8 protein-coding genes are annotated in these 16,018 nt (G+C 74.2%); 6 read left to right on the top strand and 2 right to left on the bottom strand.

All coding sequences use genetic code 11. The features are described from left to right. The first annotated feature begins 25 nt into the window (after positions 1–25). Positions 26–2,854, top strand: coding sequence for a protein kinase domain-containing protein (locus WME79_RS04420; RefSeq protein ID WP_437532307.1), 2,829 nt, complete (start codon positions 26–28; stop codon positions 2,852–2,854). Next, positions 2,854–7,053: a DnaJ domain-containing protein gene (locus WME79_RS04425; protein ID WP_437532310.1), complete on the top strand. Its 4,200-nt coding sequence runs from the start codon at positions 2,854–2,856 to the stop codon at positions 7,051–7,053. Before WME79_RS04420 ends, WME79_RS04425 begins: the two co-directional genes overlap by 1 nt. Before the next feature lie 24 nt (positions 7,054–7,077). Here WME79_RS04425 and WME79_RS04430 read toward each other — a convergent pair whose 3' ends face one another. Continuing rightward, positions 7,078–8,961, bottom strand: coding sequence for a S41 family peptidase (locus WME79_RS04430; protein ID WP_437532313.1), 1,884 nt, complete (start codon positions 8,959–8,961; stop codon positions 7,078–7,080). Between the two features lie 384 nt (positions 8,962–9,345). Between WME79_RS04430 and WME79_RS04435 the strand changes: the two genes are divergently transcribed. Next, positions 9,346–10,173: a sigma-70 family RNA polymerase sigma factor gene (locus WME79_RS04435; RefSeq protein ID WP_437532315.1), complete on the top strand. Its 828-nt coding sequence runs from the start codon at positions 9,346–9,348 to the stop codon at positions 10,171–10,173. A 291-nt stretch (positions 10,174–10,464) separates the two neighbouring features. On the opposite strand, the gene WME79_RS04440 is transcribed toward WME79_RS04435, so the two are convergent. Beyond that, positions 10,465–11,286, bottom strand: a complete 822-nt coding sequence (locus tag WME79_RS04440; protein WP_237245092.1) for an MBL fold metallo-hydrolase — start codon at positions 11,284–11,286, stop codon at positions 10,465–10,467. A 453-nt stretch (positions 11,287–11,739) separates the two neighbouring features. Here WME79_RS04440 and WME79_RS04445 point away from each other — a divergent pair, with 453 nt between their 5' ends. From WME79_RS04445 to WME79_RS04455, 3 genes are all read left to right on the top strand, one after another. Then, positions 11,740–12,285, top strand: a complete 546-nt coding sequence (locus WME79_RS04445) for a YdcF family protein (RefSeq protein ID WP_437532318.1) — start codon at positions 11,740–11,742, stop codon at positions 12,283–12,285. 2 nt (positions 12,286–12,287) lie between these two features. After that, entirely contained in the window at positions 12,288–14,654 is a 2,367-nt protein-coding gene (locus WME79_RS04450) for a peptidylprolyl isomerase (RefSeq protein WP_437532321.1), read from the top strand. Positions 14,655–14,884: 230 nt separating this feature from the next. Then, the gene (locus tag WME79_RS04455; protein ID WP_437532323.1) at positions 14,885–16,009 is read left to right on the top strand and encodes a glycosyltransferase family 2 protein; all 1,125 of its coding nucleotides are present in this window, start codon (positions 14,885–14,887) and stop codon (positions 16,007–16,009) included. Positions 16,010–16,018: the final 9 nt, after the last annotated feature.

Consider the following 16,018-nt stretch of genomic DNA (forward strand, 5'->3'; position numbering starts at 1 on the left):
CGATTTCCCGCCTTCCGGTGGCCGAATGACCTCACGTGGCGTCATCCCCGAGTCCGTCATCCCTCCGCCCTCGGAAGTCACGGACGCGCCGGACGAGAAGCAGCGCGCGCGCGCCCGCCTCGGGATGACCGTCAAGAACAAGTGGCGGATCGACTCGCTCCTCGGCGTGGGCGGCATGGCCTCCGTGTACGCTGCCACCCACCACCGGAACGGCTCGCGCGCCGCGCTGAAGATCCTGCACGCCGAGTTCGCGCGCGACGTCGGCATCCGCGACCGGTTCCTGCGCGAGGGCTACGTCGCCAACAAGATCGATCACCCCGGCCGGGTCGCGATCCTCGACGACGACATCACCGAGCAGGACGAGCCGTTCCTCGTGATGGAGCTGCTCGACGGGGAGACCGTCCAGCAGCTCTGGAAGCGCAAGAGCCGGAAGCTCCCCGTCGCCGAGGCGCTCTGGATCGCGGCGGAGGTGCTCCTCACGCTCGAGAGCTTCCACACGGAGGGCATCGTCCACCGCGACCTGAAGCCCGCGAACATCTTCATCACGAAGGACAACGTGGTGAAGCTGCTCGACTTCGGCGTGGCGAGGATGCGCGGCGCGCCCGGCGACAAGACCAAGGCGGGCACGGCGCTCGGGACCCCCTCGTTCATGGCGCCCGAGCAGGCGATGGGGCTGACCGAGGGGGTCGACGGGCGGGCGGATCTCTTCTCGATCGGCGCGACCCTGTACGCCGTGCTCAGCGGGCAGCGCCTCCACCAGGGGCGCTCGGACAACGAGGCGTTCATCCTCGCAGCGACGACGCCGGCGCCGTCGCTCGCGCGGATCGCGCCCGAGCTGCCCGCCTCGGTCATCGGCCTCGTCGACAAGGCGCTCGCCTGGGACAAGCGCAACCGCTTCGAATCGGCCGAGCAGATGCGGCAGGAGGTGCTGCGCGTCCTCGAGGAGGTCGGCGTCTCCGTCCCCCGCCGCTCCTCGCCGCAGAGCACGAGGCGCCCCCCGCCGGACGACTCGCCCACGGCCGTCGGGATGCGGGCGGCGGAGGAGCCCGTGCCGCAGGACGAGCCGGGCGAGGCCGAGCCGGACGACCCCGCGGTCACGCGGCTCACCGAGGTGTTCCGCCGCATGGAGCGGCTGCTCCCGGCGGTGCGTCACTACGGCTTTCGCCATCCGGACGCGGACAACAAGCTCCGCGCGACCTTCCAGGCGATCGTGGAGGCGCTGCGCGCGGACGGGAGCCTCGTCCACTGGACGCTGACGCCGTACGCCTTCGAGCATCGCCGGCGGACGGTGTGGGAGCCGTCGCACCCGCTCGATCTCGTCCCGTACAACCTCTTCGCGGCCGGCGTGCGGCGCGTCCAGCTGCTCCCTGGCATCACGGAGGACGAGCTGCGCGCCCTCTGCGAGGTGCTGCTGCTCGATCCGCTGCGCGACCTCGCCCCGGAGGACGACGTCGCGGCCGCCCTGTGGGAGCGCCGCCTCGAGCACGTGCGCTACGACGTGGTGAGCATCTTCGTCGAGGGGGACGCGGCCGATCGCGAGCAGTTCTGGCACGAGGCCGACGACCTCGAGGGCATGGCCCGGCGCGCGGCCGAGGAGAAGGCGAACCGCGCCGAGGCGGCCGCGATGGTCATCGACACCGACGCCGCCGCGCTGCGGGCCGCGCGCCGCGCCGCGAGCGCGCTCGCGCTCGACCCCGTCGCGCAGCGCGCGCTCGGCACGCAGCTGGTCATGAGCCCGGACCGCTGGAGCGAGCGCTTCGTCGAGGTCGTGGCCGACGCCTTCCTGAACGCCAGGCGGTACAAGGACGTCGAGCTCGTGACCGAGCCGATGGCCGCCTCGGCGCGCGATCTCATCCTCGCGCGCCGCTTCGAGGTGCTCTTCGGGATGCACGACGCCATCGAGAAGGCCCTCGACGCGCTCGCGCCCAAGCAGCAGGGGGGCGCGCTTGCGACGGAGCTTGCCCGGGGGATGTTCCCGCCCGACACGATGCGGCTGCTCCTCCGCGAGGCGACGCGCGTCGTCATGACGGCCGCCCCCGGCGGCGCGGCGCAGCCCGCCCCCGTGGACCTCGATCTGGTCGCGCAGCGGCTCGCGCCCATCCTGCACAAGCTCGGCAGCGAGACCCTGCCCGTCGCGATGGAGGTCGTGGGGCACACCGGCCACGAGGCGCTGCGCCGCGCGCTGCTCGGCCACGTCGAGCGGACGCTGCCCGGGCACGAGGAGGGGGTCGTCGACGCGCTCATGACGCTGGATCTCGACGTCGCCCGCCCGATCCTCAAGATGTTCGCCGCGTCGCGGACGCAGGGCGCCCTGGGCGCGCTGAAGCGGCTCTCCGGGTGCGCGAACGCGGCGCTCCGCTGCGAGGCGATCGCGCACCTCGCGACGAGCCCCGAGCAGATCCGGGACGAGCTGCTCTCGCTCGCCGAGTCGGCGCCGCCCGACGTGCGCGTCGCGGCGCTCCGCACGCTGGCGCACCACCAGGTCCGCGCGGCCGGCCCGCTGCTCGTCCGCCGCGTGCAGGACAGCTCGTTCCACCAGCTCACGCTCGACGAGCGGCGCGAGTTCCTCGGCGCGCTCCACACGCTCAACCCGGCGCGCGGCGAGTCGGTCGCCGTCGAGCTGCTCCAGCGGCACGGCCTCCTCGCGGACGACGCGGCGGAGCAGACCCGCTGCCTCTCGGCGGAGCTGCTCGGCCGCGAGGCGCGCTCGCAGGAGGCGCTCGACGCGGCGCTCGCGGCCACGAAGCGGCGGCCCTGGAACAGCCAGGCGCTGCGCGACGCCGCGGGCGCCGCCGCCGAGGCCATCGCCGCGCGCCTCGGCAAGCGGATCTCGACCGCCGGGGAGGTCCCCTGATGGCGCCCCAGGTCGACGTCATCAGCCAGAACGTGTCGGAGAACATCCGCCGCGAGCAAGCGCGCGATCTCGCCGCCAGCGTGGTGCAGGCCCTCTTCCGGCTGGTGAAGCTCTCGACGCTGCACGCGATCGACAACCAGGCCATGGTGCGGCAGGTCGAGGAGACGGTCTCGCTGGTCCAGGACTTCGGCCAGCGCTCCGGTCACAACGTCTCGATCCTGTTCACCCGCGGCTCGGTGTTCGTCTCCGGGCAGCTCCTCAAGGCGAACCGCGCCGTCTACGAGGGCGCGCTCGAGCTCGGCGACGTCCTGAGCCGCTGCGGCTACTCCGAGATCGGCGTCGCCAAGGACGTCCGCGCGAGCGATCTCTACGCGCTCGCCTCCGCGCTCGCCGAGGCCCTCCGCAGCAGTAAGCCGGCGCTCGCCGACCGCCCGGCGCCGCGCGTCCGCCTGCGCGCCGTGGACGAGGCCGTGCTCCGCCGCGAGGTGGCGATCGATCGCGAGGGCGACGAGACCTCCGCGATCGTGCGCACCTACGCGACGGCGATCGTGATCATCCGCCGGTTCTACGACGACCTGCGGCACGGCCGGTACACGCTGCGGCAGGGCGTCAAGCGCATCACGCAGCGCCTCGTGGACCTGTCCGCGAACGAGACCCCGGCCTTCCTGGGCGTCACCGCGCTGCGCAACCAGAACCACGACGACGCCGGGCGCGCCGTGAACACCGCGATCCTGAGCCTCGCGATGGCGCGGCAGATCACGAGCGACGTCGTCCTGCTCCAGCGGCTCTCGATGGCGGCGCTGCTCTTCGACATCGCCCGGCCGCGCCTCACGGGCGCCGCGACGAGCGGCTCGGGCGGGCTCGTCCCGCAGCTGAGCGAGCAGCAGGAGGCGGACGTCCCGGCGGGCACGGCGGTCGTGCTGACCGCGCTCGGCCTCGTCAACGAGCCCAGCGTGATGCGCACCGTCGTGGCCTACGAGGCGCACTGGGTTCGCCGCCAGCCGGCGCTCGGCCCGGTCTACCGCGGCCTCCGCCAGCCGACGCTCCAGGCGCGGCTCCTCGCGACCGCCCGCGCCTTCAACGATCTCCTGACGGCGGCCCCGGGCGAGGCGCCGCTCTCCGCCGACGAGGCCATCGCCAAGCTCGAGCAGGAGGCGGCCGATCCGGCGGACCGCGCGGTGCTGCGGCTGCTCGTGGGCGCGCTCGGCATCTTTCCGACCGGCACGCTCGTGGAGCTCTCGACCGGGGAGGTCGCGCTCGTCGTGCAGACGCCGGCGCACCCGGCCCGGTACTCGCAGCCGCGCGTCCGGCTGGTCCTCGACGCCGCCGGCGGCGCCATCGCGCGCGCCCTCGAGGTCGATCTCGCCGAGCGGCCTCGCCAGGGCGAGCCGCCGCGGCACATCCGCCGGATCGTCGCGACGAGCGACGACCCCGCCGTCGCGTCGATGCGCGCCCACGCGGCGATCCAGGAGGCGCCGCAGGTGTCGCTCCGCTCGCAGGGGCTCGCCGTAGAGTCGCCGCCGATCCGCAACGCGCCGGCGTCGCCGCTCGGCAACCTGCGCATGCCGCCGCAGCAGCAGATCACGCGGCCCTCGTCGCCCACGCTGCCGATGACCAACGCGCCGGCGAGCCGGAGGACGCAGCCGCGGGCCAGCGACGCCGCCCGCGGGCCCGCCTCGCCGCCCGAGGCCACGTTCGGGGGGCTGCCCGACGACGGCGCGGAGGCCAGGATGCTCGCGGATCTGCCGCCTGCGCCGTCCGGCAGGCTCTCTCCGACCTTGCGGCCAGGGCGCACGACCGCGCGCTGGCCCGATCCACCGCATCTGGAGCCCGCCGCGGTGGCGGACCCGTACTCGCCCGCCCCGGGCGCTCATGGAGAGGAGTCGTGGTCGGTGCAGACAGACAGCGATCCGGACGAGGTCCCCGAGGAGAGCGCGCGGCCGCCGTCGGTGCGCACCCGCGGCTGGGGAGATCAGCCGCAGCGGCGCGAGCGCAACCCCGTGTCTGATCTGCCTCCGTCGGCGATGGCCGGTCCGATCGCCGTGCTGTCGTTGCCGGGCGACCCGCCGACCGCGGAGGGCACGCTCGCGCGCACGCCGCTCGTCCACCTGCTCGTGTACATGCTCGACCGGCGCCTCACCGGCACGACGTGCTTCATCGACCCCGACGGCGTCCGCCACGGCATCTTCTTCAGCGACGGCGTGCCGGCCAAGATCTGGACCGGGACGATCATCGCCCCGCTCGATCGGGTGATCCTCGATCTGGGCCTCCTGGACGAGGCGACGCTCCGGGAGACGCTCCGGGACATCATCAAGCGACGGGTGCTGCATGGCCGGCTGCTCGTCTCCCGGGGCCTGCTCGACAGGGAGACGGTGTTCGGCGTGCTGCGCGAGCAGCTCGTGCGCAAGCTGGTCGCGCTCTACGATCTCCCGCCCGCGACGCGTTACGCCTACTACGACGCCCAGAACCTGCTGTCGTCCTACGGCGGTCCGGATCTCATCGGGTGCGAGCCCCTCGCGGTGATCATGGCGGGCGTCCGGCTCCACGCCGACGATCCGCTGATCGACACGACCCTGGACCGGATCCAGAACCGGCAGCTCGGGCTCCACGCCGAGGCCGAGATGAAGCGGTTCCAGCTCCATCGCGACGAGGCGGCCATCGTGGATCTCCTGCGGATGCGGCGCATGACGCTGGCCGAGCTGCTCGCCGCCGGCGTCGCGCAGGAGCGCGTCGTGCGGCTGATGATCTACGCGCTCGCGATCACGCGGCACCTCGAGCTCGGCGCGCCGGGCCGGCGCCCTGTCGGGGTCGGCGGTCCCGCCGGGCCCGGCCGGGAGCGGGCCGCTGGTGCGCCAGCGGCCGACGCGGGGACGGCGCCCCAGCGCGAGCCGTCCGGCGCGGCGGCGCGCTCGCCGCGGCCCACCGCGGGCTCGACGATGCCCGGTCCACGCCCGGCGCGCGGCGAGGCCGAAGGCCGCGCACCGCAGCGGCAGCCCGACGACGTCGCGGCGCCGTCCAGCAGGCGCGCTGGGGTCCCGGTCGCCCCGCGCCGCTCCACGGCGCCGCCCCCGGCCGCGGCGCCGGAGGCGGCAACGTCGAGGGGCGCGCTGACCCCGAGCCCGGTGGCGCCCTTCGACCCGCGCGCGTCCGGCGGTGATCCGGGCGGCGGTTACCGCGGCGTGGATCCCAAGGCGCTGAGGCCGCCTCCTGCGCCGACCTTCACCGGCGCCCGCGTTGCGCCGCCGCCCCAGCAGGCGCCCACCGTCAAGATGGCGGCGGTCGGCCCGGAGGGCAGGGCCGCGCGAGGGGCAGGGCGCGCCGAGGCGCCGTCGCCTGTGCCGCCGGCGCGCGCCGCGGAGCCGCCGAAGCCGCAGGGACCGGCGGCGCTCGCGCCCGATCTCCCGCCGCTGCCGCGCGCCGCGCCGAACCCCGAGCTCGCCGCGCGCCGCGCGGAGATCGAGGCGCGCGCCGCGTCGATCGACGGCGAGAGCTTCTTCGAGATGCTCGGCGTCACGGAGGACGCCCCTCCGGAGCGCGTGCAGAGCGCCTATTTCGCGCTCGCCAAGCGGTGGCACCCCGACCGGACGCCGGCGGAGCTCCAGGACGTCAAGCCGCTCGTCGCGCGCGTGTTCGCCCGCATCAGCGAGGCCTACCAGACGCTGAGCGATCCGAAGCGGCGCGCCGAGTACCAGACGCCGAAGGAGGCCCCGCCCCCCGCCGAGGATGAGCAGAAGATCGCCCGCGCCGTCGACGCCGCGCTCGAGTTCCAGAAGGCCGAGATCCTGCTCAAGAAGAACGACCTCGCGGGCGCCGAGGCCCGCGCGCGGCGCGCGCTCAACGCCGATCCGGAGCAGCCCGAGTACATGACGTTGCTCGTCTGGATCCAGGCGCAGCGGCGCGGCGACCCGCCTGTGCTCGCGGAGGGGGCGACGAGCGCGCACTACGACGACCTGATCCAGACGCTGGATGCCGTCCTGGAGAAGGAGCCTCGCTACGAGCGGGCGCTCTTCTACCGCGGCATGCTCCTCAAGCGCTCGGGGAGGATCGACAAGGCGATCGGCGATTTCCGCCTGGCGGCAGAGCTCAACCCCAAGAACCTCGACGCCATCCGCGAGGTCCGCTTGCAGGAGATGCGGAGCCGCACGACCAACGATCCGACGCCCGCGGGCGGCCTCCTCGGCAAGTTCTGGAAGCGCTGACGCGCGGCAGCGCGCTGACGCGCGTCAGCGCGCTGCCGCGGGCACCGCGCCGAGCGACCGCAGCGCGCGGCAGACCGTCTCGTCGTGGCAGGGCCCTATCCGCCCTGCGTGCGCCGGCCAGGGCACGTCGCGCACGCGGTGCAGATCGCGCACGTCGGGGCCTCGCCACGGGCCGAGCGCCCGGTCCACGCGCGCCTCTCGCTCGCTCGTCGCCGGCAGCGACAGCTGCACCTGCGGCACGATGCCCACCTTCTGCACCGGCGCGCCGTCGGGGAGCGCGTAGAGGAGCGTCGTGAGCCGCAGCACGCCGACGTGGGCGTCGTCGTCGAGGTATTCCTGAGCGCACCCCTTGCCGTACGTCCGATCGCCGATGATCACGCCGCGCCGGTAGCTGCCGATCGCGCCGGCGATCATCTCCGCCGCGCTCGCGGAGTCGCCGTCGACGAGCACCGCGAGCGGCCCGCTCCACCCGCGCTCCTCCGGGACGTCGGGCGAGCGCTCCACCTCGACGCCGCCGTCGCGGCGCCGCATCGGGAACAGCGGTACGCCCGGCAAGAACAGCCCTAGCGCGGCGATCGCGCCGTCGGTCGAGCCGCCGCCGTTCGCGCGCACGTCCAGCATCACGCCCCGCGTGTCGCCCTGCGCGCGCGCGCGGAGGAGCGCCGCCGCGACCCGATCCCCGAGGTCGTCGGGCACGTCGGGGATGGCGATCACAGCGACCTTGCCGTCGCCGTAGCGCACCAGATCGAGCGGCAGCTCGGAGGGCGCCGCCTCGGGCGGCTGCGGTCCGACCGGGTGCGGCGCCACGGTCAGCTCGAGGGGCGCCGCGACCCCGCGCCGCAGCAGCGCCACGCGAGCGGTCGTCCCGGGGTGCACGTCGGACAGCACGGCGAGCTGCTCGGCCTGCTCGACGCTCATGCCGGAGATCGGCAGATCCTGGATCCGGAGCACCACGTCTCCGTCCTCGAGCGGCGCGAGCGCGCCGCGGTCGATGCGCACCCCGATCGCGGTGCGCGTCATCTCCTGCCAGAGCCGGGCCGGCGGGTGCGCCTCGAGGTCGAGATCGTAGATGGAGACCTCCTCCTCGAGCGGCGCCCAGGCGCCGTGCGCGTCCAGCTGGGGCACGTAGGCGCGCACCGCGGCGGCGATCACCGTGCGCGCCCAGCCGTCCTCGCTCATCGAGGGCGCCGCCCGCTCGCGCACGGCGTCGGCGTAGCGGTCGAGCGGCTCCCCGAGGTGCGCGCGCAGCCCGCCGACCTCCCGGCCGAGCTTGCGCGCGAGGTCCCGGGCGCTGCGCGTCACCTCGCCGTCCTCGAACGGCGCCGACGACACCAGCTCCCACGCCGCGGCGTGGGTCGCGGGCGGGCTGGCCAGGCCGCGCCGGTAGCCGTCATCGAAGAGCCTCTCGAGCTCGCGCGACCACCGGGCGAGCTCCTGCCCGACGCGCAGCGCCGCCGCGCACGGCCCGCTGCCCACGGGCGCCTGCAGCTCGTCCAGGAGCGCGACGGCCTCCCGCCGCAGCGAGGCACCCACGGGCGCGTCGGGGGCGACCGACCACAGGCCGTGCGGATCCAGCCAGTCGGAGGTTGCTTCGGCAAACTTTGCGGGATCGACGCGGAGCGGCGGAGCGGCCAGCGTGGTGCGGGCCTGGGCCACGATGGCGCGGGCCTGCTCGCAGCCGAGCGACGTCGGCGCCCCGGTCGGCACCGCGATGCCGCGGTCGAGGGCGTTCGGGTCACAGCCGACGCCGTCGATCTCCTCGTCGTCCGGCGCGACGGTGTGGAGCAAGGGCTGCGCGAGCCCGCGCCGCGCCCTGGCGAGGGGGATCTCCGCCTCGCGCGAGAGCAAGGCGAGCGTCGCCAGGCTTGCGGCGATGCACGCGACGGAGCCCGCGACGCGCGTCCTCACTGCTCCCCGGATATCACGATGCGGAGCGCGGGGGCAGGGGCGACCGTGGCGGCGTCCGTGCGGAGAGCGAGCGCGCGCGCCACGCGGGCGGCGCCGTCGCCCGCGGACTGGAGCCTCAGCGCGCACCTCGTCCGCCTCGTTCGCCGCTCGTGCGCCGTGGATCTGGGCTCAGCGCTGCGCATTCGTGCTCCTCCGCTTTCCCGCAAAGCTTTCGCTTCCGTCGAGGGATCCGAACACGTTGCGCATTCCAGCGCAAAAAAAGGCGATTTCCTAGGGTTTATCCCGGCATCGCGCCTGCATCTGCCCCGGTGCCGCCCGCCGGCTCGCAGGGGCTCGCACTCCAGCCCTCCTTGATCGGCGCGCGCGGTGGAGAGCGGAGAGATCATGAGCGCCACCTGGGATCGTGCGGCATTCTCGGCTTATCGTACAGAGCTCGCGAACTACGCCACCCTGAGCCCGGACGCCGAGCGGGAGCTCGCGCTCCGCTGGCGAGCTGGTGACCAGGACGCTGGCCGGCGCCTCATCGAGGCGTGTCTGCCGTTCGTGATGACGATCGCTCTCGAGTACCGCCGCTGGGGGCTGCCGATGGAGGACATCGTGCAGGAGGGGAACATCGGCCTCCTGAAGGCCGCGGAGCGCTTCGATCCGGACCGCGGCTGCCGCCTGGCGACCTACGCGGCCTACTGGATCCGGGCGGAGATCCGCGAGCACGTGGCGCGGGGCTACCGGATCGTGCGCCTCGGGTCGTCGAAGAGCGAGCGGCGCGCGCTGCGCATCTACCGCAAGACGCACGAGAAGGACCCGGCGGTGCTCGCGGAGCTGAGCGGCCTGTCGGAGGAGCGGGCGGCCGAGCTGCTGCCGCTGCTCATGGCGCGCGACGTCAGCCTGGAGCGCTCTCCGACCGAGGACGGCGTCGCTCCGGTGGAGCGGCTCGCGTCGAACGCGCACACGCCGGAGGAGGAGGCCTGCGACGCCGACGAGCGCGCGCAGCTCTCGCGCGCGCTGCTCCAGGTCGTGAACGAGCTGTCGCCCCGCGAGCGCTCCATCATGAACCAGCGCTGGCTGACGGACAGCCCCGTGACGCTCGAGCAGCTCGGCGCCGACTTCGGCGTCAGCAAGGAGCGCGTGCGGCAGATCGAGGAGCGCGCGAAGAAGCGGATGCGCGCGCGCATCGAAGAGATCACCCGAGAGCCCATGGCCAAAAGCGCCTAGGCGCAGGGCTCTCCCGCTTCGGATACGGGCCCATCTCGACGTTTTCGGTGCTCAGCGCACTGGAGTGCGCTTCCGCGCCGAAAACGCCGATCTGGGCCCGTCTCCTGTGCGGGAGAGCCCTGCGCCTGCGCTGCGGTGCGGACGCGTGCGGTTCGGGAGAGCGCCGCGCTGCGGTGCGGACGCGTGCGGGAGAGTGCCGCGGCGGTGTTGCTGGGGACGGCGCGCACTCGCCCGTCGTCGGTGGAGACGGGCGGCGATTGGGGCGCGCTGCGAGCCTGGCGAGGCGTCGCGCTAGATCTCGATGACCGTGCCTTCGCGCGCGGCGATGGTGTTCGGGAAGAGCTCGCGGGCGCGCATCTCCTTCTCGCGCACCATCGCGTCGGTCTGGTTGGGGTCGTGGTGGTGCAGGACGAGCTGCTTGGCGCCCGCCGCCTTCGCGAGCTCGCAGCCCGCGACGAACGTGGCGTGACCCCAGCCTGTCTTCGGGCCGCCGCCCACCTCGCCCGCGTACTCTTCGGGCGTGTACATGGCGTCGAAGATCAGCACGTCGGCGCCCATCGCGAGCTTCTTCAGCTTCGGATCCACGATCGCGTAGTGCTCGGAGTCGGTGATGTACACGACCACCTTGCCCTCGTGCTCGACGCGGTACGCGTACACGCCGTTCGGGTGGTTGCCGCGCGCGTTGGTCACGCGCACATCATCGTTCGGGCCGATCGTGACCACCTCGCCCTCGTAGAGATCGCGGAAGGTCATCGCCGCGCCCATCTCCGTGAGGTGCACCGGGAAGCTCGGGTAGTCCATCTGCCCGGCCAGCGTCTCCTCGAGCGTCCGGGAGACGTTGAGGCCACCGTAGAGATGGATCTTGTTCCCGCGCACGAACGCGGGCGTGAAGAACGGGAAGCCCTGGATGTGATCCCAGTGCACGTGACTGAAGAACATCCAGGCTTCGAAGGGCATCTCCTTGACCAGATCCTGGCCGAGGAGACGGAGCCCCGTCCCGCCATCGAGGATGACCAGCGTTTCACCGGCACGAATCTCATAGCAGCTCGTGTTGCCGCCTACTTCGACCGTGCCTGCACCGGGCGTGGGGATGCTTCCGCGAACCCCCCACATCTTGATCCGCATCCTGCCTCGCTCGCTGAACCCCGCCCGTTTCAAGATAGAGCTATTAGATTCCGAGCGCGGGCAGCGTCAAGCCGCCTGGTGCACCGGGAGCAAGGAAGGTCGCAGACGTGGAGACCTGGCCGGGGGAGCAGGGCCAAGGCGCCAATGTAGTCAGGGGATAGATTGTGGGCCCAGCGGCAGGCCGTGCCCGCCGCTGGGGGGCGGGAGCGCGCGGCGGCTGGGCGGCGGGGCGGGGGGCGCTGGCGGCGGGGCGGGGCAGAGGCCGTGGCGGCGGGGCAGAGGCGCTTGCGGCTGGGCGGGGGGCGCAGGTGGCGGCCACAGGTCGGCCTGAGGGCGGCGCAGGCATGGGAGCGGCACGGCCCGCGGGCGGCCGCGGGAGGGCAGGACGATCGAGCGCAGCGGGCACGCGAAGGCCGCGGCCGATGGGCTATGGTCCGTCCCATGCCGCTCCACGCGGACGCCATCGTCGTCCTCGGCTGCAGGGTGTTTCCCTCCGGGCGCCCGGCGGCCCCCGGCGCGCGCCGCGCGGCGCGCGCCGCAGAGGCCTACCGCGACGGGGTCGCGCCGTGGGTGATCGCCAGCGGCGGGCGCCGCTGGGGCGCGCAGGTCGAGGCGCGCGTGCTCGCCGCCGAGCTGCGGCGCGCCGGCGTCCCGGCGCACGCGATCCTGCAGGATCTCTGGTCGCTGACGACGCACGAGAACGCGATCTTCAGCGCGGCGCTCCTGCGCCGCGTGGGCGCGCGGCGCGCGGCGATCGTCACCTGCTCCTGGCACATGGCCAGGGCTCTCCAGAACTTCCACGACGTCGGGATCGACGCTTGCGGGCTGCCGGCGTCGCGCGTGGGCGAACCGGTGGTTGCGCGCGCATGGCAGCGCGGTCACGAGGTGATCTCGATGTGGCTCGACGCGCGCGCGATGCGCCGCAGGCGGATCCTCAGCGAGAGCGCCGCCTGGCTGCTCGACACCGCTCGTCAGGGTGAACCGTGATCATGCCGAGAAGGCGCTCCTCCCCTCTCCTCGTCCTCGCGCTGCTCCTCTCCCTCTCCGCCTGCACCGGGCAGCCGGCGCCGGGCCCTGCGCCCGACGCGGGGAGCTCCGCGGCGACGCCGGCCGCCAGCGCCGGGGCGGCGGGGCGGCTCGACGCCCTCCTCGCCGCCGAGCAGCGCCGCGCCGCCCTGGAGGTGAGCCCCGCGGACCAGCAGAGCCGCGACGTCGGCGTGCGGCGCGCCGCCGCGCGGGCCCTCGCGCGCATCGGCGGAGACGCGGCGTGGCCTGGGCTCGCGCGGGCGCTCGCCGACGAGGACGACGAGGTGGTCGCGTGGGCCGCCTACGGGCTCGGGTTCTCGTGCAAGGAGCGCGAGGCCGAGGCGGTCTCGGCGCTCGTCGCGCGCGCCCTCGCCCGCGACGCCCGCCCAAGCCCTGCGGGTGCGGCGAGCGCCGCGGCGAGCGCGGCGAGCGCCGCGGCGCCGAGCGGCGGCGCGCCTGCAGCGGCGCCGCCGCTCGACGCGGGCGGCGCGCTCGCCCGCGCCATCGGGCGGTGCGGCGCCGAGGCGTCGGAGCCGACGCTGGTCGCGTGGCTCGACGGCCCGCGCGAGCGCGCGATCCACGCGGCGTACGCGCTCGGCGATCTCGCCGCGATCAAGCTCAAGCTGCGCGAGGAGACGCTCGTCGCGCTGCTCAACCTCGCCTCGGGGAGCGCGGCGAGCCCGCCGGTCCCCGAGGCGCTCTACCCGATCGGGCGCCTCGAGCACGTCCCGCTCACGGTCATCCCCCGCATCCGCGACGTCGCGACCGCGCGGCTCGCGGAGGCCTCCGACGCGCGGCTCTTCGCTGTGCGCGCGCTCGGCCGGGCAGGGGAGGCGGCCGCCTCCGAGCTCGCGCGCGTGCTCTCCGCGAAGGGCGTGTTCACCGCGAGCGAGCGCGCCGAGGCCGCGCGCGCCCTCAAGCGGCTCGGCCCGCCCGGCCAGCGCGCCCTCGCCGACGCGGTCGCCGCGCTCGCCCCGAGCGCGGACCCGATCGCGCTCACGGGCCTCGTCAGCGAGGACTTCGGCGTGCTGCTCACCGCGCTCGACGCGCTCGGATCTGCGGTCACCGCGCGCAAGGCGCTCCGCGATCTCGCCGCCCTGCCGCCGCCGCCGAGCGCGCCCGCGGCGATCCTCCGCCGCGTCGCGTGGCTCCGCTGCGGCGCGGCCCGGCTCCTCGCGGGCGGGGACTACCGCGATCCGCTGCTGCTCGGCTGTGACGTCACGGCGCCGGCGGAGCCGGGGAGCAAGCCGGACGCCGGCGCGCCGGTGCGCGGCTCGATCGGCGCCCGGGCGGTCGTCGAGGTGATCGGCCGCGACGCCATCACGGGCCCGCGGCTCGCTGCGTTCCGCGCGTACGCCGCGTCGGGCGATCTGCGCGCGCGGGAGGCCGCGATCGAGCTCATCGCCGCGCACGAGGAGATCGCCGGCGCGCCCGACCTGCTCGCGAAGGCGCTCGCCGCGGAGGAGCCGGGCCTCGTCGCCGCCGCGGCGGAGGTCATCGCGCGGCAGCCCCAGCGCGCGTCGGAGGCGCCGGGGCAGGGGAAGCGGAAGCGCAGGAAGCGGAGCGACGAGAAGGACGCTCCCGCAGCGGTCACGTCGCCGGCGATCGAGGCCGCGCTGCTCTCGATCCTCGACCGCCCGGGCGCGCGCGACGATCCGGAGCTGATCGGCGCGGTCGTCGACGCGGTAGGGGCGCTGGCGCTCAAGCCGGCGGAGGCTCGCCTGGAGCAGCTCTGCCGATCGAGCCACCCCACGACGCGCGCGCGCGCCGGGACGGCGCTCGGCGTGCTCAGGGGCCGGAAGATCGCGTGCGACGCCGGTCTGCCGGGGGACGCGGGCGCGGCGGGGCGGCCGGCCGTCGCGCCGCCGGTCGGTGAGGTGCCTGCCGAGGCCTCCGCGCTCGTGCGCGCGCCGGCGGCGCTGATCTTCGACACGGACGCCGGCGAGCTCACGATGACGCTCGACCCTGCGCTCGCGCCGGTCGCGGTGACCCGCTTCGTCGATCTCGCGCGCTCCGGCTACTACGACGGCAAGATCGTCCATCGCGTGGTGCCCGGCTTCGTCACCCAGTTCGGCGCGCCGTTCGGCGACGGCGCAGGAGGTCCGCCCGGCAGGCCGGCGCTGCGCTGCGAGACGTCGCCGGTCGCGTTCGAGCCGCTCCGGGTCGGCGTCGCGCTCGCCGGCCGCGACACCGGATCGAGCCAGCTCTTCGTGATGCACGCGCGCGCGCCGCACCTCGACGGCCAGTACGCGGCCGTCGGCGCCGCTGCCGGGCCGTGGGCTGCGCTCGCGGATGGGGACATCATCCGGAGCGTGAAGGTGCGGGACTGATCGCCGACGGCGCGCGGCGTGCGCGTCCTGTGATGACCTGAGGCGCGCGGCGCCTGTGTGGCGTGCGCGCGCGGCGCGCCTCACGCGGCGCGCTTCACGGCGTGGGCGACATGCGCCACGCATCGGTCCTGTGCTGCGCGTGACGCGCGTGCAACATGAATGGCCGTGTCGCGGCGTGGCCCATCCATGTCGGTTGACAACCGCCCCCGACCGGCGCTCTACAGTTTAGCGTGGTTATTGCCTCCTTTCTGGCCGTCGCGGTGCTCGTGTACACGTACTTCGGGTACCCGATCGTTATCGGCATCCTGGCGCGCCTCTGGCCTGCGCAGCGGAAGGAGGATCCGGACTACGTCCCCACGGTGACGGCGTGCATTCCCGTCTTCAACGCGGCGTCGTATCTCCCGACGAAGGTCGAGAGCCTCCTCGCGCTCGACTATCCGAAGGACAAGCTGGAGGTCCTGCTCTTCTCGGACGGCTCGACGGACGACAGCGTGCTCGTGGCGCGACAGCTGGCCGAGCGCGATCCTCGGGTGAAGGTGATCGTCAGCGAGGCGCGTCGTGGCAAGCCGATCGGCGTGAACACGATGCTCGGGGTCGCGACGGGAGAGGTGCTGTTGATGACGGACATCCGCCAGCCGCTCGTGCCTGGGGCGCTGCGCGCGCTCGTGCGGCTCCTGGCCGATCCGAACGCGGGCTGCGTCTCTGGCAACCTGGTGCTGAAGGGATCGGCGGGGTCGGGGGCGTACTGGCGTTACGAGAACTGGATCCGCCTCCAGGAAGGGCGGTTCAGGAGCATGGTGGGCGTGACCGGTCCCATCTATGCGATCCGCCGCGCCGACATGAGCCATCTCCCGGAGGGCGTCATCCTCGACGACATGTGGGTGCCGATGCGGCTCCGCCTCGAGGGGCGTTCGATCCTGTTTGCTCCCGACGCGATCGCGTACGACGACGCGTTCGGCGACGAGCGCGAGTTCGGCCGCAAGGTGCGCACGCTGGCCGGCAATTATCAGCTCTTTTCGCTGCTCCCGGCGCTCCTCGTCCCGTTCAGGAACCCATCCTGGTTCGAGATCTTCTCGCACAAGCTGCTCCGCCTCGTGTGCCCCTGGGCGCTCGTCGCGCTGCTGATCACGTCGACGGTCGCGTGGATGGGCGCCGAGGCGAGCGGCGACGCCTCATGGACGCTCTACGCGGCGCGCGCGCTGTTCGGTGGGCAGGTGGCCTTCTACCTGCTCGCGGCGCTAGGGGGCGCTGCGGGCAAGCTCGGCGCGCTCGCGCGGACGTTCGTGGTCCTGAACGCGGCGGCGGTGGTCGGCCTCTGGCGGTACCTCCGCGGCTCGCAGAAGGTCACCTGGTAGCGCGCGGTG

Origin of the sequence: Sorangium sp. So ce726 (assembly GCF_051521405.1) — a bacterium.
Classification (GTDB): Bacteria; Myxococcota_A; Polyangia; order Polyangiales; family Polyangiaceae; genus Sorangium.

Bases quoted from the DNA above. Each gene is read 5' to 3' on its own strand.
- WME79_RS04420 (WP_437532307.1), top strand. From the start codon at position 26: ATGACCTCACGTGGCGTCATCCCCGAGTCCGTCATCCCTCCGCCCTCG.
- WME79_RS04425 (WP_437532310.1), top strand. From the start codon at position 2,854: ATGGCGCCCCAGGTCGACGTCATCAGCCAGAACGTGTCGGAGAACATC.
- WME79_RS04435 (WP_437532315.1), top strand. From the start codon at position 9,346: ATGAGCGCCACCTGGGATCGTGCGGCATTCTCGGCTTATCGTACAGAG.
- WME79_RS04440 (WP_237245092.1), bottom strand. From the start codon at position 11,286: ATGTGGGGGGTTCGCGGAAGCATCCCCACGCCCGGTGCAGGCACGGTC.
- WME79_RS04445 (WP_437532318.1), top strand. From the start codon at position 11,740: ATGCCGCTCCACGCGGACGCCATCGTCGTCCTCGGCTGCAGGGTGTTT.
- WME79_RS04450 (WP_437532321.1), top strand. From the start codon at position 12,288: ATGCCGAGAAGGCGCTCCTCCCCTCTCCTCGTCCTCGCGCTGCTCCTC.